This window comes from Brachybacterium sp. AOP3-A1-3, from assembly GCF_052378285.1.
GTDB lineage: Bacteria > Actinomycetota > Actinomycetes > Actinomycetales > Dermabacteraceae > Brachybacterium.
Genome location: NZ_JBQSXM010000004.1, coordinates 296,598 through 312,775, shown reverse-complemented (window position 1 = coordinate 312,775; position 16,178 = coordinate 296,598). Strand labels below are relative to the sequence as shown.

Genomic DNA, 16,178 nt, shown 5'->3' with positions numbered 1-16,178 from the left:
GGTCATCTCCTCGAGTAGGGCGAGCATGTCCAGCTGCTCGGGGTTGGGTGTGCACTCCTCGTGGCCGAAGAGCGTGGCGAGCCCGCACGATGGGCAATGCCTGCGAGTGACGGGATGTCGGTTCCCGCAGTGAGGACAGTCCTGGATCGGGATCCCGGTCGGGGTGGTGGTCACGGGTGCCGCCAATCGCTGAACCCGGCGTGGTGCATCCCGTCATGCCCTTCCGGGCGTTCGCAGGGGCGTCGGCCCCGGACGAGGTGGGGGCACATCACGCGGCGGCGCTCCTGACGGGGATGGACAGCAGGTCCACTGCGGTCGCCTCGCGGACGCGTTGCGCACGGCCCTGATAGATGTGCTTGATCGTCCAGATGCCGTACCCGGAATGGGTGGCGATCGCGGCCTGCGTCCATCCGTCCGCCCTGAGCGCGAGTAGGTGTTCACGGATCGGTGCCGCGTCGACCGTGCGGGATCCACCGCCCCGGTAGTAGTCCCGCTGGTAGTCAGCGTTCGCACGGGTGCAGGACGCGCAGCGACACGAGTCGATCGAGTATTTGGAGCGGGTGCCATGGGATCGCATAGTGGTTACCTCTCAGTTGTGGATGAGGATGTGGATAAGCGCCCCGGCCGGGAGTCGAACCCGGCCTGCGACCATCGGGGCTACCTACTCGAAACGGTTGCGAGTAGCTGCGAGTAGGCATACGGAAGGCCCCCACCGGATCGGTGAAGGCCTCGGGGGTCGTGCGGGTCAGGCGATGGAGCCGTCTTCGATGATGACCGCGCCCTCGTCGGCGTCACCGACGCGTTCGATCCACAGCTGGAAGTCACGCTCGGCGACCTGCTCTCGGATCGCGGTCATCGCTTCGTCGTCGAGCAGGGATCCGTCGAGGATGCGGATCACGCGGAGCTTCGGGTTCGCGGCCATCGCCATTGCGAGGGACACGCGGATCTGCTCGGCGCTGGACGCCTGGGAGAACGGCACGCCCTGATAGGTCACGCCGGTCTCGTCGAAGCCGAGGCCGTCGACGGGGAACTCTGCGGCGGCGAGTGCGTCGCGCTTCGCCTCGTCGAGCGAGTCGATCGCCTGAGTGAGGCCGGCGTACTTCTCCCGCAGCTGCTCCTGCTCTGCGGCGCGGGCCCGTGCCGTGTTGTTGGCGCGGATCCGCTGGTTCTCCTCCTCGAGCGTCTCGAGGCGAGCCGCCAGTGGCGCCGGGTCCGGGGTGTCCCCGAGTCCGTCGACATCGGACTGGCACTGCGCGGCGTACGTCTCTGCCTTGGCGAGCGACTCCTTGAGTTGTTCGACGGTGGTCTCTGCCGCTTCCAGGTTGGCGCGAACCTGGTTCGCCTCGTCCGACTTGCGCTCGGCGTCTCGGAGCGCGGCCAGCGCGTCTGACATGCTCGTCTCAGCCTCGGGGAGGTTCGGGTCGACCTTCACGTCGCCGATGCGCTTGCCCTCCTGCCCGACCGCGGTGCGATCCGCGAACAGGCCGGCCCGCTGACGGTCCAGCTCGTCGAGATCGATCGGCAGGTCGACCAGACCGACGAGTGCGTCCCGCTGGTCCTTCGCAGACAGGCGAGTGAACTCGAGCGGGTCGAACGTCAGCTGCCCGACGAGCGCGTCGAGCATCTTCTGCGGCGACGAGAACGATGCGCCCTCGGCCGACGTGACCTTGAGCGCCGTGTTCGACCCGGTCCACGTCCGTGTGATGACGAGCTCACCGAGGTCGAGGGTCACGGATGCGTGGTCCTCGCCGTCACGGATCGGGACCGTGGTCGCCTTCCCTGCCTTGCCGCCGCCGAGCGCGAGCCAGATCGCGTCCAGCACCGACGACTTGCCCTGCGCGTTCCTGCCACCGACGACCTGCAGGGTGCCGTCCGGGGTGATGTGCACTGCCTTGAGCCGCTTCACGTTCGTGGCTCTAAGTTCGATGATCTTCATGTTGTTCTCCTGGTGGGATCGGGTTAGTTACTGGTCGGTCAGAAAGGCGGCGGCGAGTCGTCGAACCCGCCACCCTGCGGAGCGCCACCCTGCGGAGCGCCACCCTGCGGCGCGCCACCCTGCGGCGCGCCATAGCCGCCCTGGGACTGGCCTCCGTACCCGCCCTGCTGGCCCTGCGAGGCGCCGCCGTAGCCGCCGCCCTGCTGCTGGCGCTTCGGCCAGACCTTGACGCCCTCGGCGCGCACCTCGACCGACGCCTGCGCCTGCCCCTGGTTGTCCTCGTACGTACGGACGCCGGTCACGGTCCCTGTGATGCGGACCTGGGATCCCTTCTCCGGCATCTGCGCGGCGAGGAGGTCGTGGATCTCGTTCCAGCACGCCACGTCGAACGGCGTCGACGACAGCTGGTCGTAGCCGCCCTGATCGTTCTTCCGAGACCGGCCTGCACGGACGGTGAGGTTCCCGACCCGGTTGCCGTTCGGGGTGTTCCAGCGGGGGTCAGCGACGATGCCGCCGCCGATGATGATCGTTGCGTCTGCCATGGGGTCAGTTCTCCAGTGTGGTGAGGCGGGTGAGGATGGTGGTCACGTCGTCGTCGGTGAGCTCCTGGGACGACTGCACGTCGCGGCCGAGGGTCTCGGTCACGTAGGCGAGGATCGGGTCCTTCTCGGTCATGCCCTGGACCTTGAGGAGCTCGAACATCTGGTTCCGCGGGGACGGGGGAGCGGGCGCTGCCTGGTGCTCGATGAGGGGGTCGACGTGGAACGGCTTCTTCTTGCCGCGGGTAACGGTGAGCATGGCTGTGGTGCGTCGCTCGATGTGGGACATGTGGGAGATCTCGATGCCTCCCACGGTGTCGCGGCCGAACTTGGTGCTCGGGTTCCGGAACAGGGTCAGGCGGCGACCGGTGTACGTGGTCGTGTCTCCTCCCCAGATCTCGACGAGCAGGCGTCGCATCGTCAGGGAGGGACGGTAAGCGCGGCCGGGGTACTCGACGAGGTGGAGGTTCGCAGGCTGCTCCTCGGTCCCCTTGGTCACGTTCTGGATCGTGACGGTGACGGGGCCGGGTCTGAGGCTGTCGGCGTTGAGCTGGTCGCTCTTGGGTTCGATGGTGGTGGACAGATCCATCAGAAAGTCATCTCCTGTTCGGCCCAGTGGTCGATGCGGGGCGCGATGGGTGCGCCCTCGGTGCGGGTCTTGTACGTCTCGGTCATGAGGTCCGCGAACGTCTCGTAGGCGATGAGTGCGTCCTGGATCGCGTCCTGCCAGTGGGGGTCGGCGGTGACGCGTTTGATGTACAGCGGCCATCCGCCGGCGTAGGACACGTAGTCGATCCATGCCCTCCCGGTGACGTACAGGCCGCATTGCAGCTGGGCCATGTTCGCGGCGGGCACCGTGTCGTCGAGCCAGGTGCGGAGGTGAATCTTCGGCTTGCGGGACTTGATCTCGAGGAGGCCGTCGTCGCCGATCATGCCGTCGGGGGAGTAGCCGAGTCGCCGCCCGAGCGGGTCCTCGTAGACGGCGAATCCGATCTCGTCGATCTTCTGCCCGGTGTGCTCGGCGTACAGGTCGCGGGCGTAAGGCTCGTCGAGGGTGCCGCGTTCCATGTCAGCAGTCATCGGGAACTCGTCGACGTGCCCGGCGATCCGTTCGGCGAGCAGGTTCTCCATCACGGCGCGGGCAGTATCCGACTTCGACAACTGCACCTTGCTCGGCGTGATCAGCTGCCCGACCACCGAAGCGGTGAGGATCCCGGCGCGTGCCTGCAGCCAGGCTTCGGACCCCTGCTCGAGCTCCTTGTAGACGGTGAGTGTCATCGCCGCTCACCCGCGCTCTCCCACACATCGAATCGGTCGGTCCAGGCGTGGAGCTTCGGGTCCTGCCCGAGCTTCACGGCGGAGTCGCGGCGAGTGAGTCTCTGCCACGGGCTCTTGCGGACGTGGTCGGCGTCGCACGCTCGTGCGATCGCTTGATCGGTGAGGATGGCCATGTCAGTTCAGCGCCTTCCGTGCTTGAGCGATCGCGGAGAGAACCTTCTCCTGGTCGTAGCCGGGAGTCACCGCCTCGTACGTCGCCTCGAAGATGTCCGGCTTGCAGGGGTAGAACTCGCCGTGTACGCCGCGGATCACCCAGTCGCCGATGCTGACTCGCATGTCGCCTTCGAGCGTGCGGATCATCAGCTCGCCGGTCGCAGGGTCGATGTAGATGCCCTTGTCGGGTCGGGAGTCGTCGTTCTCGACCTGGTCCGGGTATCGGAGCGTCTCGGGCTCCAACGCGTTCCCCACGAGGAACGGGTAGAGGTTCCGCTCCATCCACGAGGTCAGCGTGTGGGCGTGTGAGGGCGGCGGCACGAAACACATCGCCTCGATCTCGACGGGCTTCTTGCGGAACTTGCTGGGGGTGGTGGTCACCGGTTCTTCTCCTTCTTGCGTTGACTGTCGACGTTGCCGATCGCGTCGTTGGCGGTCTTGTCTCGGTAGGTGGGCCCGCCGCGCCGTGGACGGGTGTAGGTCGGCTTCATCGGGTTGTTGATGTTCGCGGTGCTGCGGGGGTTGCGCGGCATGCGGGGGAGGTCCGTGTCGTTCGCTCTCTTGTCGATCGCGGCGAGCATCGCGGCCAGTACGTCATCCGCCATGTCGCCGGTCCTCCCAGTCGAGGAACAGCTTCACGACGACCAGGCAGCAGCCGACGCCGACGACAGCGCCACCGCCGAGCAAGGTCACGGTCAGGAGCAGGTCATCGATCACGACTCGTCCTCCTTGTCGAAGTCGGGGCCGAGCTCCATGCGGTCCATGAGCGTGAGGATGGTTCCCTCGTCCCTGATGCCGTTCCGCAGAACCAGATCCATCAGCCGGGACCGAGTCTCGATCGCGTCGTTGTTGACGCCCGCACCGAGCGCCGGCTCGCGCTTCGGGACGAACGGGCCAGGATTCGGGGTGGTGGTCATGACTCGACCCCTTCCTTCTGCACCCAGTCGCGCAGGTTCTCGGTAGTGATGACGTACTTGCCGCCCGCGAGTCGAGCGCGAAGGACGTTGCCTTCGGTGCGTCTGATTGCCCGGAAGATGTAGTCCTTCGAGAAGGGGACGTAGTTCGGTGCGTCCTTGAGGGCAATGGCGAGAGGTTGATCAGCCACAGTCGGCTCCTTCGGTGTCTCGGTGGATGTCCCACCTGGTGGCGCGGCGCCCGGAGTCGGTGACGCCGAGGGTGTCGACGGCGCGGACGCCGCCGACCTCGTGCAGCTCGCTGGTGCGGGTGCGGATGCTGGTCGGTGATGTGCCGCGGCCGTAGCCATGGCGGAGCAGATACCAGTCGCGGATCTCGTCGTGGGTACAGGGCCCGTGGTCGGTGAGGATCGCGTGGATCCGTTGCTGGATGACGCGGACCTTCTCGCCGGTCGGTACGGCTTCGTGCGAGGTGGTCGGGTCGGTGAAGCGGGCCGCGTGGAGGCGGTCGTACAGGGGGGTGCTCATCGGTTCTCACCTCTGCACTCGGCCTTCGCGTCGAGGTAGGCGTCGGGGTCGCCGAGGTCGTCGTTGATGTCGGCGAGGTCGCCGTTGATCCGATCGAGCGTGGCCGCGTCCCATGTCGCTGCTGCGACGACTGCTTCGCCGGCGAGGCCGAGCGCTTCGGAGGTGAGGTCGAGGGCGCGGTCTCCCTCGTCGATGGCGATGAGGCAGGCTTTCGGGGTGGGGGCGGTGGCGCGGCCGGTGCCGAAGCCGAGGGCGGCGGAGCCGATGGACGCGAAGGCGAGAGCGCCGACGGCGAGGCCGGTGAGGACGGTGTTGCGGTTCACGGTGGTCACTTCCTGTGGGTCTGGGGGTGGGGGCCGACGACGTCCTCGTATGCACTGCGTGCGATGTCGCGGGCGGTGAGGGCGGCCTGGGCTCGGTCGGCTTCGGCCTGCATGGCGGCGACCCACGGCGGGGCCATGTGGGTGGCGGTCATGCCTCGACCTCGCCGCTGTCGAGGTAGTCGAAGCTGTCGGCGCTCGTGCCGTGCGTGTCGGTGATCTTCATGTGGTGCCTCCTGGGCATAGAGAAAGCCCGTCGCGTGTGCGGCGGGCATTGGGTGGTTGCGGTCAGGACAGTTCGTCGAGTGGGTCTGCGCCGAACCGATGGCGGTATACGCGCCGGATGGTCGTGATCGCACTGTTCGAGTCCCCGGTGAAGGGGAGCCCATGGCGGTTGGAGAGCTCCGCTCGGAGCCGGGCGAGCAGCTTCCCGCGGCTCCACGTCTCTGGACTCATCACGTAGATCTGTCGGTTGAGCAGCGGCTCGTGCATGGCGATCTCAGCCCGCTCGACTGCCAGTGCAGCCACCCGGGTTGGGTGGACCGTGATCCGCATGCGCTCTGTTGCGGACGCGACTCCGGTCTTGCCGTGCTGCTTCCAGCGCTTGGCGACATCGTGGCTGCAGCCGACGTACACGATCTCTCCGGCGCCGTTCAGGCACCGGTACACGAAGTGCCGTCCCGCCTTCATGCCGCCGCCTCCATGGAGCGGATCGCGTCACGGGCAGTGGTGTCGCTCGTCATGCCGAGAATGCGGAGGCACTCGTAGAAGTCGAACTCCTCCTGCATGTCGGCGGCGCGGCGGGCGAGGCGGGCGGCGAGCTTCTTCACCTGACCGCGGGAGAGGTCGGGAGCTTCGGCGGCGATGCGCTTCTCAAAACCGGTGGTGGACATACGTCTCCCTGGGGGTTTCTGCGTCGTCGGCGAACCAACGAACGGGGGTACTGCGAGTGGGTAGGTCAGGCTGCGCGGCGCGTGGTCTTCACGGTTAACGCTTCGAGCGTGAAGAGGTCGTCGGAGCTGACGCCGAGAGCGGTCGCGAAGGCGGTAGCGGTCTCAGGGTTGAACGTCCGGCGGTTCCCGTTCAGGACGTTGCCGACGGTGCCCTTGCTGAGCCCAGAGAGGCGGGCCAGGTCGGCCTTGCTCATGTTGTTCCGGAACTTCATCGCCATCTTGATGGCGTGGACGTTGGGGCGGGCCGTGAGGGTCCGGCGCGAGTCTTCGTAGTTCATTCGGTGCCTCCTTCCTGGGGTGCGGTGCGTGAAGCTCACACTACACACTGTGCACTGTCGAGTGCAAGCCCTAGAGCGAAAGTCATGCCTGACCAGGAATTACACCCGTGTTGTTTGTGAACTGCGAGTGCAAGCGTAGGCTTGCCAGATCTGCCCCCTGACCTGGAAGGTTGCCCCATGAGCGGACTGAGCGATCTCCTGCAGCACCTCAACACCGAGGGCTGGTCGTCTCGCCGCATCGAGAGGGAGGCGGCGAGCCATGGGCACCAGCTATCCAACGCGACAGCGGCGAAGTACATCCGAGGCGACCACCCGGACCGTCCCGGCGCAGACACACTGCAGGCTCTCGCAGACGTGTTCAGCGTCAACGTCGACCGACTCCGAGAAGCCGCCGGCCTTCCGGGTATCGGTCAGCCGTTCGAGCTCGGCGCGGACGCTGCCCGGCTCACTGGCCCTCAGCGCGAGGCGATCCGCACGACCGTGCGTCTCTTCGTCGAGCAGAACGACAAGCTGGCGGATCGAGCTGTCGCGGATGGCTCAACAACTCGAACGTCAGGCCGGCGGCTGACACTCGTCTCAGAAGACGTACCGGATCTGAGGGGGCTGCCGTTTGCTGCAGACGAGGAGAAGCCAGGGGACGATCCCGGCGAGGACGACGACTAACCTGATCCTCCACGCGGAGGACATGGGCGCCAGTGTCTTCTGGGCCCGGGATCTCCCGGAGCGTGGTCGGTACTACCCGGGCGTTGATGTGATCGTCCTGCGGCACGGCATGACCGAACGGCGTACCGTCTCGACGCTCGCTCACGAGCTCGCGCACCACTACTACGGCGACGCGCTCTGCACGCCTCCGGTGGGGCGCCGGGCGTGGCGGTGGGCGGCGCGGCTGTTGATCCCGGCCCGGGACTACGCCGAGGCCGAGGCTGAGCACCAATCAGCCGGCGCGATCGCAGATCACCTCGGCGTCACCATAGAAGTGGTCTACGCGTTCGCCGCGTAGGCATGACGAAAGGCCCCCTCCCGCCGACGTGGCGAGAGGGGGCTTGTGTCTGTGGGTCAGGTGGTGAGCTGCAGCTGGGTCGCGATCTGCTCGAGCGCCTCACGGGCGCGCTTGTCGGAGAGGTGGAGGTACCCGCGGGTCGAGGCCATGGAGGAGTGGCCGACGATCATGCGGATGATCTCGGAGTCCACGCCTGCCTCGTGGAGAAGCGTGGCGGTGGTGTGGCGGGCTTCGTGGAGTACGTAGCGGCGTCCGGTCTCGTGGGCGACACCGGCGGCTTCCTGAATGTCCTTCCAGTCCTGCAGGTCGTCGCCCTCGTTGCGGGAGAGCCCGTCGAGGCGGGGCCACACCAGGCCGAGCTCGGACGACGGGGCGACGGTGCGCCACTCCCGGAGTGCGTCGACCATCCAGGGGACCAGAGGGATGATGCGGTGTCCGGCGGTGGACTTCGGTCGCGCCCAGTGGATCCTCCCGTGCATGTGCCGCACCTCGTAGTCGTCCGGGTAGATGAATCGGGCCTCGGGGCAGTCGACGCCGCGCTTCTTCTTGCAGGGCGCCTCGCAGCCGTGCTGCCACGTCAGGGCCATCCTCTGCCAGGAGATGTCTGCCGTGCCGGTCTCGAGGTTGAGCGCCGCCCACGTGAGGCCCAGGCACTCGGCCTGCCTCATTCCCTGCAGGAGCGCCGCGGCCCAGCGAGTCCGGTCGGTTCGGTGCTCGGTGACCCAGGCGAGGATCTTGAGCGCGTCCTCGAGGGGGATCGCGTCACGATCGGTGAGTCCAGCACTGGGTGGAGGGACGTCGGTGGCGGCGGCGGGGACCTGATGGCCGTCGCGGCGGGCGTCCTTGAGGATCTTCGCGAGGACGTTGTGCGCGCGCGTGACGGTCGACGGCTTCCGGTCTCCCTTCCGCATGGCGGTGTGGACCTTGCGGATGTCGGCGGCGGTGAGCACGGAGAGCTTGCGGTGCCCGATGGTGGGGATGACCCAGTTGGTGACGGCGGAGCGGTCGGCGGTGAAGGATGAGGGGCGGAGGCGCTTCTGCGCGCGGGGGAGCCATTCGTCGCACCAGACCTTGACGGTCGTCTTCGTGTCGAGGTCTCCGCGGCCTTCCTCGTGGTCGCGGATCGCGTTCCGAAGTCGGCGCTTGGCGTCGGCCTCGGTGGTGGCGACGACGGTCTTGCGGCGGCGTCCTCCAGTGCGGGTGAAGCCTGCGTCGAAGCGGCCGACCCACTTGCCGTCGGCGCGCTGCGAGACGCTGCCCGTCCCGTACTGTCGCCGTTTCTTCTCCTTGGCCATGATGCCCCTCTCTCTGGATGCCCATTCGGTTACCCATGCTGAGCGTATGCTAGGCATTCGCGGTGCACCTATAAGGGCAGGTCAGACCTGGTTTCGTCTCTCCCTCACTCTAGCAGACTCATTCACTCGTAATGAATAGGTCACCAGTTCGATTCTGGTAGGCGGCTCCGAGTGTCAGAAGACCCCCTCACCTCCCAGGTGCGGGGGTCTTCTGCTGTCATGGTCACGCGGGTGGGTGACGTCGGTCCCCGGCGCCGAGGGGGCTGCCGGCGCTAGAGTCGCCTCACGATCCCGACCCGGCAGGAGCTGCCATGGACCACGCCGTAACCCCCGATGCATCTCGAGGCGCCAACCCGTTCGGCGTGGCCTCCGTGATCGCGGGAGTGCTGCTGCTCCTCGTCGGCACCGCGACGATCATGCTCTCTCCGGCGATTCCGTTGATCCTCTCGAGGTTCCAGCTTTCCTATCAGTTCGTGGGGCTGCTGACGGCGCTCCCGCAGGCGCTCATCGCCCTGGTCGGGACCGTGCTCGGCATCGTCGGGCTGCTCGCCAAGGGCCGACGCCGGGTCGCCGCGATCATCGGCACCACCATCGGCGCGTCGCACCTGGTCACCGCCATCGTCGGATTCGTCGGATCGCAGGTCGTCGTCCTTCTGCTCGGCTGAGCATCCCTCGAGGACTGCGGACGCGCGCCGAGAAAGACCTTCGTGCCCGGCTCGCGCCGACATCGTGACGCGTCTCGGGCATCGACGACCCCGAGGGAGTCGCGCTCAGGCGCGGCGACGCGCGGTGAGCTCCTCGTCGATCCAGGAGGTGAGCGCGGGCGTGGACGCGGCGAGGCCGGCGGGCAGCCACAGTGCCTTCTGCATGCGCCCATCCGCCTTCTCGCGATCGAACACCGTGACCAGTCCGGCGTCGAACTGCCGCTGGGCCTCGGCGTTGGTCACCCCGAGCTCGATCTGGCGGTTGGAATCCTGCGTGATGAGCTCGACGTCGAGCATCTCCGCCCAGGGGATCTCGCCCGCTTGCGCGGTCGTCATGGTGAGGCCGCTGGGTGCGACGGTGAGGCCGACGGCCGGGCTGATCGCGCGACGGATCTGGACGACCATCAGGAGCAGACATCCGAGGACCATCAGCCAGCCGAGCAGCATGACGACGCCGCTGGCGGCGAGGCCGAGGACGAAGCCGACCAGGATGAGGAGCACGCAGAGCAGAGCGAGCAGCGCGGCCCGGAGGCGGGAGAAGCGGAAGGTCACCGGCTCCTCCTGGGCGAGGGTCGAGGCCCAGGCGGCGGCATTCTTCGTTGGTGTGCTCATATGTGTCGAATCCCTGTGATCGTGGTGTCTGTGCCGTGCTGCCGTGCTGCCGTGCTGCCGTGCTGCCGTGCTGCCGTGCGGCCGGACTGCGCGGGCCGAAGGACAATGTACTGCTGCGTGCACCATTGCTGGGCGCTGACCCGCAGGCTGTGTGCGGCACGGATCGCCTGCCCCGCCTGCGCCCCGTGTTGTCATGAGGTGTGCACGGACGAGGCGGCGCGGCAGCGGTGCCGTCGGTCGGGCCCGTCCACCTTTTCTTGATTAAGTCCAGAGTGCACGTTATGGTCGGGGTATGCCGACGCTCGACCACCCCTCCGCCCTGCGCGAGGCAGGACTGCGCGTGACCGCCCCGCGGCTCGCGACGCTGGCCGCGGTCGCCGAGCATCCTCATGCCGACGCCGAGGTGATCGCCCATGCGGTGCGCGGGCAGCTCGGGACGGTGTCCCGGCAGGCTGTCTACGACGTGCTCAACGCTCTGTCCGACGCGGAACTCCTGCGCCGCGTCTCCGTGGGCGGTCGGAGCATGCAGTACGAGCTGCATCGGCACGACAACCACCATCACCTCGTGTGCCGCAGCTGCGGCCGCTTGGAGGACGTGCCCTGCTCCATCGGCCATTCGCCGTGCCTGACCCCCTCCGACGACCACGGCTTCGACATCGAGATCGCCGACGTCGTCTACCGAGGCATCTGCTCCCGGTGCCGCGCCGCGCACTCGTCGGCTGAGCCGTCCGCCGCGCACGCCACCCCCGAATCCCCCTGACCCTCCGGGGTTCGGGTCCTTGTCCCCGACCGTCACTGTCCGAACGTCACTGTCCGCACTTATCGTTACAACGTGTCAGAAACCATCACGACCCCTAGGAGACGCATATGACCGACTTCGATCCCACGATCCCGAGCACCACGGAATCCGGCGCTCCGCGCGAGTCCGACGCGAACTCCCTCAGCGTCGGCGCCGACGGCCCGCTCATGCTCCATGACACCGCCCTGGTCGAGAAGCTCGCGCGCTTCGACCGCGAGCGCGTCCCGGAGCGCAGCCCCCACGCGAAGGGCTCCGGCGCCTTCGGTGAGCTGGAGATCACCGAGGACGTCTCGCAGTACACCAAGGCGGATCTCTTCCAGCCCGGTCGCAAGACCCCGATGCTGGCTCGCTTCTCCACCGTCGCCGGCGAGCTGGGCTCGCCCGACACCTGGCGGGACGTGCGCGGCTTCGCGCTGAAGTTCTACACCCAGGAGGGCAACTACGACCTGGTCGGGAACAACACCCCGGTCTTCTTCGTGCGCGACCCCATGAAGTTCCCCGACTTCATCCACTCCCAGAAGCGCACCCCGGACTCGGGCCTGCGCTCGAACACCATGCAGTGGGACTTCTGGTCGAACTCCCCGGAGTCCGCCCACCAGGTCACCTACCTCATGGGTGATCGGGGTCTGCCCAAGTCCTGGCGCCACATGAACGGCTACGGATCGCACACCTACATGTGGATCAACGAGTCCGGAGAGAAGTTCTGGGTCAAGTACCACTTCCACACGGATCAGGGCCTGGAGTTCCTCAGCAATGAGGAGGCGGAGAAGATCGCCGGCTCCGACGGCGACTACCACCGCCGGGACCTCTTCGACGCGATCGACCGCGGTGAGAACCCGAGCTGGACCCTGTCCGTCCAGGTCATCCCCTATGAGGATGCGAAGACCTACCGCTTCAACATCTTCGACCTGACCAAGACGGTGTCCAAGAAGGACTACCCGCTGATCAAGGTCGGCACGATGACCCTGAACAAGAACCCGCAGAACCACTACGCCCAGGTGGAGCAGGCGGCCTTCAGCCCCTCGAACCTGGTGCCGGGCATCGGGGTCTCCCCGGACAAGATGCTGCTGGGCCGCGTGTTCTCCTACCCGGACGCGCAGCGCCACCGCATCGGCACGAACTTCAACCAGCTGCCGGTGAACCAGCCGGTCGTGCCCACGAACTCCTACGACAAGGAGGGGTTCATGCAGTTCCTGCACTCCGGTGACGCGCCGGTGTACTCGCCGAACTCCTACGGTCGTGCGTATCAGGACGAGCAGGGCCCCGTCGACAACGGCTGGGAGACCGACGGCGAGCTGGTGCGCGCCGCCTACACCCTCCACTCCGAGGACGGCGACTTCGTGCAGCCCGGCATCCTGGTGCGCGAGGTCTTCGACGACGGTGACCGCGACCGCCTGGTCGAGACCGTCTCCGGCGGTCTGAGCACCGTCGAGGAGCCTGTCCTGTCCAAGGCTCTGCAGTACTGGAAGAGCATCGACCAGACCATCGGTGAGCGCATCGAGAAGGCCATTGGCACCGCCGCGGCCGACGAGCAGTCCGGCGGCGACCCGCTGAACAGCTGATCCGTCCCGGGCCACCCCAGGTGGCCCGGTGTTCGCCACACGAGCGCGGCGCGTCCCCGGCATCCGGGGGCGCGCCGCGCTCGTGTGTGTATGTGCGTGCGTGTGGCTCGTGCGGAGGGGAGTGCTGGGGGAGGGCGCCGGGGGTGTCGGCAGGGCCCTCAGACCACCAGCACCTCGCAGGGAGCGGAGAGCAGGAGCTTCTGGACGGTGAGTCCGAGCAGGTGACGGGCGAGGTCGTTCTGACGGCGGATGCCCAGGACGAGCAGGTCCGCCTTCTCCTCCTCGATCACGTGCAGCAGCACGTCGGAGATGTCGTCCTCGGTGTGCTCCTGGCGCATCGCGACGCGCACGGCGGCCTGCCGGAGCTGGTCACGGGCGATCTCGAGCTGCTGGTCGTCGGCGTGACGGGGATCCGAGGTGACGCCGTCGCGCACCACATTGACCACGATCAGCGGCCCGCCGCGCCGTTCAGCCTGTTCGCGTGCGGCTGCCAGCGCCTTGAAACCCACGTCGGTGGGGATGAATCCGACGACGACTGCCATCTGTTCTCCTCGGGTGCGGTCCGGGCGTCGGCCGTGCCCGTGGGGGAGCGGCCAGCTCCGATCCTACGGGCTGACGGCCCCGGGAGGGGACCGGTGCCGCTCTCAGACTCCGGTGCCGGACCCGGAAATGGGGGTCTCGGAGCGCTGCTGGCCGGAGAGCTGCTGGATCTCGTCCATGATCCGTGCCGTCATCAGGCGGCGCTTGACACCCTTGGAGGCGCCGGGGTCGATATCGCTGAAGTCGATCGGGCGGCCGATGCGCACGCTGACGACGCCGCGCTCGGGAAGCTTCTTCTTCATGAGCTCGGGCGTGCCCTTGAGTCCCACGGGGATGATCGGCCGGCCGGACTCCAGTGCGAGCCAGGCGGCGCCCTGCTTCCCCGGGTGCAGCAGGCCGTCCTTCGAGCGGGAACCCTCGGGGTAGATGCCGAAGCCCGCCCCTTCGCGGAGGATGACCTGCGCGGACTGCAGCGCGCCCTTGCCGGAGGCGAGGGCCTCCCGGTCGACGGGCACGGCGTCGACGGCCGTGAAGAACCACTTCAGGACCTTGCCCCTGAGCCCCTTCTGGGACCACAGGCTCGACTTGGCCACGAACCGGATCTGGCGCGGGAACGCCACCGGGAGCACGAAGCTGTCGATGTTGGAGAGGTGGTTGGAGGCGATGATGAAGCCGCCCTCGGTCGGCACGTTCTCCAGTCCGGTGATCCGGGGGCTCCAGATGAGAGAGACGAAAGGGCGCACAGCGGTGCGGACTCCCATGTAGAAGCGCTGGGTCACGTGGTCCTCCTGGGTCGGCTCAGAACGCGCACCACGATATCCCTGTCGGGCGGGTGCCTGGTGCCGATGGTCGCAGCGCATGCCTCGTCGCAGGCGCAGATGATGCGCTGGTCGCGCCGGTGAAGCGGACGGGGCGGGCACGGGCTGATGTGGTAGAACAGGCGTGCGTCACGCGCCGAATCCGAGGCGCGCAGCCGGGGACGGCCGATGCGCCCGCCGCAGGTCGGTGGTGCTGCCGCTGTCCCCGTCGATCCCGAGGAGCCTGTCGATGCCGAAGACCTTGAACATCGCCGTGATCGGCGCCGGAACCATGGCGCAGGCCGTGCATCTTCCGGTGCTGCGTCGGCGCTGGGACCGCTTCGCGGTCACTGCACTGGTGGATCATTCCCCGCGTCGCCGCCGGGAATCCTCCGAGGTGTGGGGGGTCGGGGAGGAGGCGCGCTATGAGAGCGTCGCCGACCTGATCGCTGCGGTGCGCGCGAAGAGCGTCGCCGTGGATGCTGTGGTGCTGTCCACCGATGGCCTGCACGTCGACGACCTGCTGCAGCTCATGAAGCGGGGCATCCCGATCCTCGCCGAGCCGCCCCTGGGCTATTCCGAGGAAGAGGTCGCTCGGGTGGCGGACTTCGAGCGGATGACCGGTCGCCGCCTCGTGATGATGGCCTACCCGCAGCAGTACGACGACTCCGTGTCGCGGATGGCCGAGCAGATCGCCACCAAGGACCTGCGGATGGTGGACCACGAGGTGCTGATGCCGGCGAGCCAGCCGCTGTTCGGCGGCGCGCACGTCACCACGTCCTCGTACGACCTCCCCTCCGAGGTGCGCTCCCAGCGCCGCACGAATCTCCAGGCGGCAGTGGTCGCCGGCTCCGGTGACGGCGCCACCCAGCGCGATCGCGACCTCTACGTCAAGGGCCTGCTGACCGGCGTGGCCCATCAGCTGGCCGTGCTCGAGGCCGTGTACGGCCCGGTCGCGCGCCTGGTCGCCGTGCGTCATTGGCCCAAGGGCGTGATCCCCGGTTCGATCGAGCTGCTCGGCGAGCTCGAGGGCGGAGCGCAGGTGAGGCTGGTCTGGCACTACCTCCCGTTCGCCCCGGAGTACTCCGAGACCATCCAGGTGCTCTCCGCCCGCAGGCGGATGCAGGTCGAGCTGCCCGCGCCCTCGCACGGCGATCGCCGCTCGACGGTCTCGCTGCGGGAGAAGAAGGCCGGCGTGGTCCAGGAGACCTCCACGACCGCGGCCAAGGGCTCGGTGGAGCTGATGTGGGAGGCGTTCCATGCCTTCGTCGAGAAGGGAACGCTGCCCTACTCCGGAGCCGCCGAGGCGCAGACCCAGGTCGCGCTGCTGCGCGAGGTGCTCTCTGCGATCGTGGTCGCCGACGGGCGGAGCCTCGAGGCGGAGCCCACGGACGACGAGGACCCGGCCGGTGAGGAGAAGGCCGACGACACGAAGGCCGTCGGTACGGATGTCCCCGCCGGCACGGATTCCCTCGACAGCATGGATGCCCCCGACAGCACGGATGCGGCCGGCAGCGCCGATGGGGCCGGCAGCGCCGATGGGGCTGACGGCATCGATGGTGGCGCTCCGAGCGCCGATGAGGCGGCGGTCGACAGGTCGCGGTCGACGCCCACGAGCCCGCCCATGATGGTCACCGCGCCGCCTGCGGCCGACGCGGCCCCTGAGGGATCCGACAGCGCGGGCGGAAGCGTGGACGGGGCCCAGACGCCGCTCGTCCCCACCGACCCTGTGGTCAACGCCTGGATCGTCCCGGGGACGCAGAACGAGGCGGACGCCGAGGGCGCGGACTCGCCCGAGGACCGGCCGGAGGGCCCGGCGCACCGCTGAAGCCGCCCGCCCCGTCTCGACCCGCCGTCAGCACGCGACCTCTCCTCCGGGAGGCCCGGATCCCCGCAGCTCCGATCGTCAG

26 protein-coding genes are annotated in these 16,178 nt (G+C 68.0%); 6 read left to right on the top strand and 20 right to left on the bottom strand.

Going from position 1 to position 16,178, the window contains the following annotated elements:
• Window positions 1-268: 268 nt before the first annotated feature.
• The 16 genes from ACT3T5_RS08720 to ACT3T5_RS08645 form a co-directional block, all read right to left on the bottom strand.
• A complete protein-coding gene (locus ACT3T5_RS08720) occupies window positions 269-577 on the bottom strand; it encodes a hypothetical protein (RefSeq protein ID WP_444594179.1) in 309 nt (102 codons plus the stop codon).
• A 168-nt stretch (window positions 578-745) separates the two neighbouring features.
• Window positions 746-1,936, bottom strand: coding sequence for an AAA family ATPase (locus ACT3T5_RS08715; protein ID WP_444594178.1), 1,191 nt, complete (start codon window positions 1,934-1,936; stop codon window positions 746-748).
• Window positions 1,937-1,974: 38 nt separating this feature from the next.
• Complete coding sequence (locus ACT3T5_RS08710) at window positions 1,975-2,478, bottom strand: single-stranded DNA-binding protein (RefSeq protein WP_444594177.1); 504 nt, start codon at window positions 2,476-2,478, stop codon at window positions 1,975-1,977.
• Window positions 2,479-2,482: 4 nt separating this feature from the next.
• The gene (locus ACT3T5_RS08705) at window positions 2,483-3,064 is read right to left on the bottom strand and encodes a hypothetical protein (RefSeq protein WP_444594176.1); all 582 of its coding nucleotides are present in this window, start codon (window positions 3,062-3,064) and stop codon (window positions 2,483-2,485) included.
• Window positions 3,064-3,753 carry a lambda exonuclease family protein gene (locus ACT3T5_RS08700; RefSeq protein WP_444594175.1) on the bottom strand — a complete coding sequence of 230 codons (690 nt, stop codon included), beginning with the start codon at window positions 3,751-3,753 and terminating at the stop codon, window positions 3,064-3,066. Before ACT3T5_RS08700 ends, ACT3T5_RS08705 begins: the two co-directional genes overlap by 1 nt.
• A 174-nt stretch (window positions 3,754-3,927) precedes the next feature.
• Window positions 3,928-4,347, bottom strand: coding sequence for a hypothetical protein (locus tag ACT3T5_RS08695; protein WP_444594174.1), 420 nt, complete (start codon window positions 4,345-4,347; stop codon window positions 3,928-3,930).
• The gene (locus tag ACT3T5_RS08690; protein ID WP_444594173.1) at window positions 4,344-4,571 is read right to left on the bottom strand and encodes a hypothetical protein; all 228 of its coding nucleotides are present in this window, start codon (window positions 4,569-4,571) and stop codon (window positions 4,344-4,346) included. Before ACT3T5_RS08690 ends, ACT3T5_RS08695 begins: the two co-directional genes overlap by 4 nt.
• Entirely contained in the window at window positions 4,561-4,683 is a 123-nt protein-coding gene (locus ACT3T5_RS08685) for a hypothetical protein (RefSeq protein WP_444594172.1), read from the bottom strand. The genes ACT3T5_RS08690 and ACT3T5_RS08685 overlap by 11 nt, the downstream gene beginning before the upstream one ends.
• A complete protein-coding gene (locus ACT3T5_RS08680) occupies window positions 4,680-4,883 on the bottom strand; it encodes a hypothetical protein (RefSeq protein ID WP_444594171.1) in 204 nt (67 codons plus the stop codon). The genes ACT3T5_RS08685 and ACT3T5_RS08680 overlap by 4 nt, the downstream gene beginning before the upstream one ends.
• Entirely contained in the window at window positions 4,880-5,071 is a 192-nt protein-coding gene (locus tag ACT3T5_RS08675; protein WP_444594170.1) for a hypothetical protein, read from the bottom strand. The genes ACT3T5_RS08680 and ACT3T5_RS08675 overlap by 4 nt, the downstream gene beginning before the upstream one ends.
• Window positions 5,064-5,408 carry a hypothetical protein gene (locus tag ACT3T5_RS08670; RefSeq protein ID WP_444594169.1) on the bottom strand — a complete coding sequence of 115 codons (345 nt, stop codon included), beginning with the start codon at window positions 5,406-5,408 and terminating at the stop codon, window positions 5,064-5,066. The genes ACT3T5_RS08675 and ACT3T5_RS08670 overlap by 8 nt, the downstream gene beginning before the upstream one ends.
• A complete protein-coding gene (locus tag ACT3T5_RS08665) occupies window positions 5,405-5,731 on the bottom strand; it encodes a hypothetical protein (RefSeq protein WP_444594168.1) in 327 nt (108 codons plus the stop codon). The genes ACT3T5_RS08670 and ACT3T5_RS08665 overlap by 4 nt, the downstream gene beginning before the upstream one ends.
• 5 nt (window positions 5,732-5,736) lie before the next feature.
• On the bottom strand, window positions 5,737-5,883 hold the full coding sequence (locus ACT3T5_RS08660) for a hypothetical protein (protein ID WP_444594167.1): 147 nt from the start codon (window positions 5,881-5,883) through the stop codon (window positions 5,737-5,739).
• 133 nt (window positions 5,884-6,016) lie between these two features.
• Complete coding sequence (locus ACT3T5_RS08655) at window positions 6,017-6,418, bottom strand: GIY-YIG nuclease family protein (protein WP_444594166.1); 402 nt, start codon at window positions 6,416-6,418, stop codon at window positions 6,017-6,019.
• Window positions 6,415-6,621 (bottom strand): hypothetical protein, encoded by a 207-nt coding sequence (locus tag ACT3T5_RS08650; protein ID WP_444594165.1) that lies wholly within the window; start codon window positions 6,619-6,621, stop codon window positions 6,415-6,417. The genes ACT3T5_RS08655 and ACT3T5_RS08650 overlap by 4 nt, the downstream gene beginning before the upstream one ends.
• Before the next feature lie 65 nt (window positions 6,622-6,686).
• A complete protein-coding gene (locus ACT3T5_RS08645) occupies window positions 6,687-6,959 on the bottom strand; it encodes a helix-turn-helix transcriptional regulator (protein WP_444594164.1) in 273 nt (90 codons plus the stop codon).
• Between the two features lie 177 nt (window positions 6,960-7,136).
• Between ACT3T5_RS08645 and ACT3T5_RS08640 the strand changes: the two genes are divergently transcribed.
• Together ACT3T5_RS08640 and ACT3T5_RS08635 are read left to right on the top strand one after the other, a co-directional pair.
• Window positions 7,137-7,622, top strand: a complete 486-nt coding sequence (locus tag ACT3T5_RS08640) for a hypothetical protein (protein ID WP_444594163.1) — start codon at window positions 7,137-7,139, stop codon at window positions 7,620-7,622.
• A 22-nt stretch (window positions 7,623-7,644) separates the two neighbouring features.
• Window positions 7,645-7,959, top strand: a complete 315-nt coding sequence (locus ACT3T5_RS08635; protein WP_444594162.1) for an ImmA/IrrE family metallo-endopeptidase — start codon at window positions 7,645-7,647, stop codon at window positions 7,957-7,959.
• 56 nt (window positions 7,960-8,015) lie between these two features.
• On the opposite strand, the gene ACT3T5_RS08630 is transcribed toward ACT3T5_RS08635, so the two are convergent.
• Window positions 8,016-9,254, bottom strand: a complete 1,239-nt coding sequence (locus ACT3T5_RS08630) for a tyrosine-type recombinase/integrase (protein ID WP_444594161.1) — start codon at window positions 9,252-9,254, stop codon at window positions 8,016-8,018.
• A gap of 311 nt (window positions 9,255-9,565) precedes the next feature.
• Here ACT3T5_RS08630 and ACT3T5_RS08625 point away from each other — a divergent pair, with 311 nt between their 5' ends.
• A complete protein-coding gene (locus ACT3T5_RS08625; RefSeq protein ID WP_444594160.1) occupies window positions 9,566-9,919 on the top strand; it encodes a hypothetical protein in 354 nt (117 codons plus the stop codon).
• A 105-nt stretch (window positions 9,920-10,024) separates the two neighbouring features.
• Here ACT3T5_RS08625 and ACT3T5_RS08620 read toward each other — a convergent pair whose 3' ends face one another.
• A complete protein-coding gene (locus ACT3T5_RS08620; RefSeq protein ID WP_444594159.1) occupies window positions 10,025-10,570 on the bottom strand; it encodes a hypothetical protein in 546 nt (181 codons plus the stop codon).
• Window positions 10,571-10,862: 292 nt separating this feature from the next.
• Between ACT3T5_RS08620 and ACT3T5_RS08615 the strand changes: the two genes are divergently transcribed.
• Complete coding sequence (locus ACT3T5_RS08615; RefSeq protein WP_444594158.1) at window positions 10,863-11,330, top strand: Fur family transcriptional regulator; 468 nt, start codon at window positions 10,863-10,865, stop codon at window positions 11,328-11,330.
• A gap of 107 nt (window positions 11,331-11,437) precedes the next feature.
• Window positions 11,438-12,931, top strand: a complete 1,494-nt coding sequence (locus ACT3T5_RS08610) for a catalase (protein ID WP_444578292.1) — start codon at window positions 11,438-11,440, stop codon at window positions 12,929-12,931.
• A gap of 158 nt (window positions 12,932-13,089) precedes the next feature.
• Here ACT3T5_RS08610 and ACT3T5_RS08605 read toward each other — a convergent pair whose 3' ends face one another.
• Together ACT3T5_RS08605 and ACT3T5_RS08600 are read right to left on the bottom strand one after the other, a co-directional pair.
• A complete protein-coding gene (locus ACT3T5_RS08605) occupies window positions 13,090-13,473 on the bottom strand; it encodes a universal stress protein (RefSeq protein WP_444578293.1) in 384 nt (127 codons plus the stop codon).
• Between the two features lie 102 nt (window positions 13,474-13,575).
• Complete coding sequence (locus ACT3T5_RS08600; RefSeq protein ID WP_444594157.1) at window positions 13,576-14,250, bottom strand: lysophospholipid acyltransferase family protein; 675 nt, start codon at window positions 14,248-14,250, stop codon at window positions 13,576-13,578.
• A gap of 268 nt (window positions 14,251-14,518) precedes the next feature.
• Here ACT3T5_RS08600 and ACT3T5_RS08595 point away from each other — a divergent pair, with 268 nt between their 5' ends.
• Window positions 14,519-16,096, top strand: a complete 1,578-nt coding sequence (locus ACT3T5_RS08595) for a Gfo/Idh/MocA family oxidoreductase (protein WP_444594156.1) — start codon at window positions 14,519-14,521, stop codon at window positions 16,094-16,096.
• Window positions 16,097-16,178 lie beyond the last annotated feature (82 nt).

Excerpts from the sequence above, each read along its gene's own strand:
- ACT3T5_RS08670 (WP_444594169.1), bottom strand. The coding sequence starts at position 5,408 with ATGAGCACCCCCCTGTACGACCGCCTCCACGCGGCCCGCTTCACCGAC.
- ACT3T5_RS08595 (WP_444594156.1), top strand. The coding sequence starts at position 14,519 with ATGCCGAAGACCTTGAACATCGCCGTGATCGGCGCCGGAACCATGGCG.
- ACT3T5_RS08630 (WP_444594161.1), bottom strand. The coding sequence starts at position 9,254 with ATGGCCAAGGAGAAGAAACGGCGACAGTACGGGACGGGCAGCGTCTCG.
- ACT3T5_RS08650 (WP_444594165.1), bottom strand. The coding sequence starts at position 6,621 with ATGTCCACCACCGGTTTTGAGAAGCGCATCGCCGCCGAAGCTCCCGAC.
- ACT3T5_RS08710 (WP_444594177.1), bottom strand. The coding sequence starts at position 2,478 with ATGGCAGACGCAACGATCATCATCGGCGGCGGCATCGTCGCTGACCCC.
- ACT3T5_RS08620 (WP_444594159.1), bottom strand. The coding sequence starts at position 10,570 with ATGAGCACACCAACGAAGAATGCCGCCGCCTGGGCCTCGACCCTCGCC.
- ACT3T5_RS08720 (WP_444594179.1), bottom strand. The coding sequence starts at position 577 with ATGCGATCCCATGGCACCCGCTCCAAATACTCGATCGACTCGTGTCGC.
- ACT3T5_RS08605 (WP_444578293.1), bottom strand. The coding sequence starts at position 13,473 with ATGGCAGTCGTCGTCGGATTCATCCCCACCGACGTGGGTTTCAAGGCG.
- ACT3T5_RS08615 (WP_444594158.1), top strand. The coding sequence starts at position 10,863 with ATGCCGACGCTCGACCACCCCTCCGCCCTGCGCGAGGCAGGACTGCGC.
- ACT3T5_RS08660 (WP_444594167.1), bottom strand. The coding sequence starts at position 5,883 with ATGACCGCCACCCACATGGCCCCGCCGTGGGTCGCCGCCATGCAGGCC.
- ACT3T5_RS08625 (WP_444594160.1), top strand. The coding sequence starts at position 9,566 with ATGGACCACGCCGTAACCCCCGATGCATCTCGAGGCGCCAACCCGTTC.
- ACT3T5_RS08680 (WP_444594171.1), bottom strand. The coding sequence starts at position 4,883 with ATGACCACCACCCCGAATCCTGGCCCGTTCGTCCCGAAGCGCGAGCCG.
- ACT3T5_RS08655 (WP_444594166.1), bottom strand. The coding sequence starts at position 6,418 with ATGAAGGCGGGACGGCACTTCGTGTACCGGTGCCTGAACGGCGCCGGA.
- ACT3T5_RS08705 (WP_444594176.1), bottom strand. The coding sequence starts at position 3,064 with ATGGATCTGTCCACCACCATCGAACCCAAGAGCGACCAGCTCAACGCC.
- ACT3T5_RS08645 (WP_444594164.1), bottom strand. The coding sequence starts at position 6,959 with ATGAACTACGAAGACTCGCGCCGGACCCTCACGGCCCGCCCCAACGTC.
- ACT3T5_RS08690 (WP_444594173.1), bottom strand. The coding sequence starts at position 4,571 with ATGGCGGATGACGTACTGGCCGCGATGCTCGCCGCGATCGACAAGAGA.
- ACT3T5_RS08635 (WP_444594162.1), top strand. The coding sequence starts at position 7,645 with ATGGGCGCCAGTGTCTTCTGGGCCCGGGATCTCCCGGAGCGTGGTCGG.
- ACT3T5_RS08640 (WP_444594163.1), top strand. The coding sequence starts at position 7,137 with ATGAGCGGACTGAGCGATCTCCTGCAGCACCTCAACACCGAGGGCTGG.
- ACT3T5_RS08610 (WP_444578292.1), top strand. The coding sequence starts at position 11,438 with ATGACCGACTTCGATCCCACGATCCCGAGCACCACGGAATCCGGCGCT.
- ACT3T5_RS08715 (WP_444594178.1), bottom strand. The coding sequence starts at position 1,936 with ATGAAGATCATCGAACTTAGAGCCACGAACGTGAAGCGGCTCAAGGCA.
- ACT3T5_RS08700 (WP_444594175.1), bottom strand. The coding sequence starts at position 3,753 with ATGACACTCACCGTCTACAAGGAGCTCGAGCAGGGGTCCGAAGCCTGG.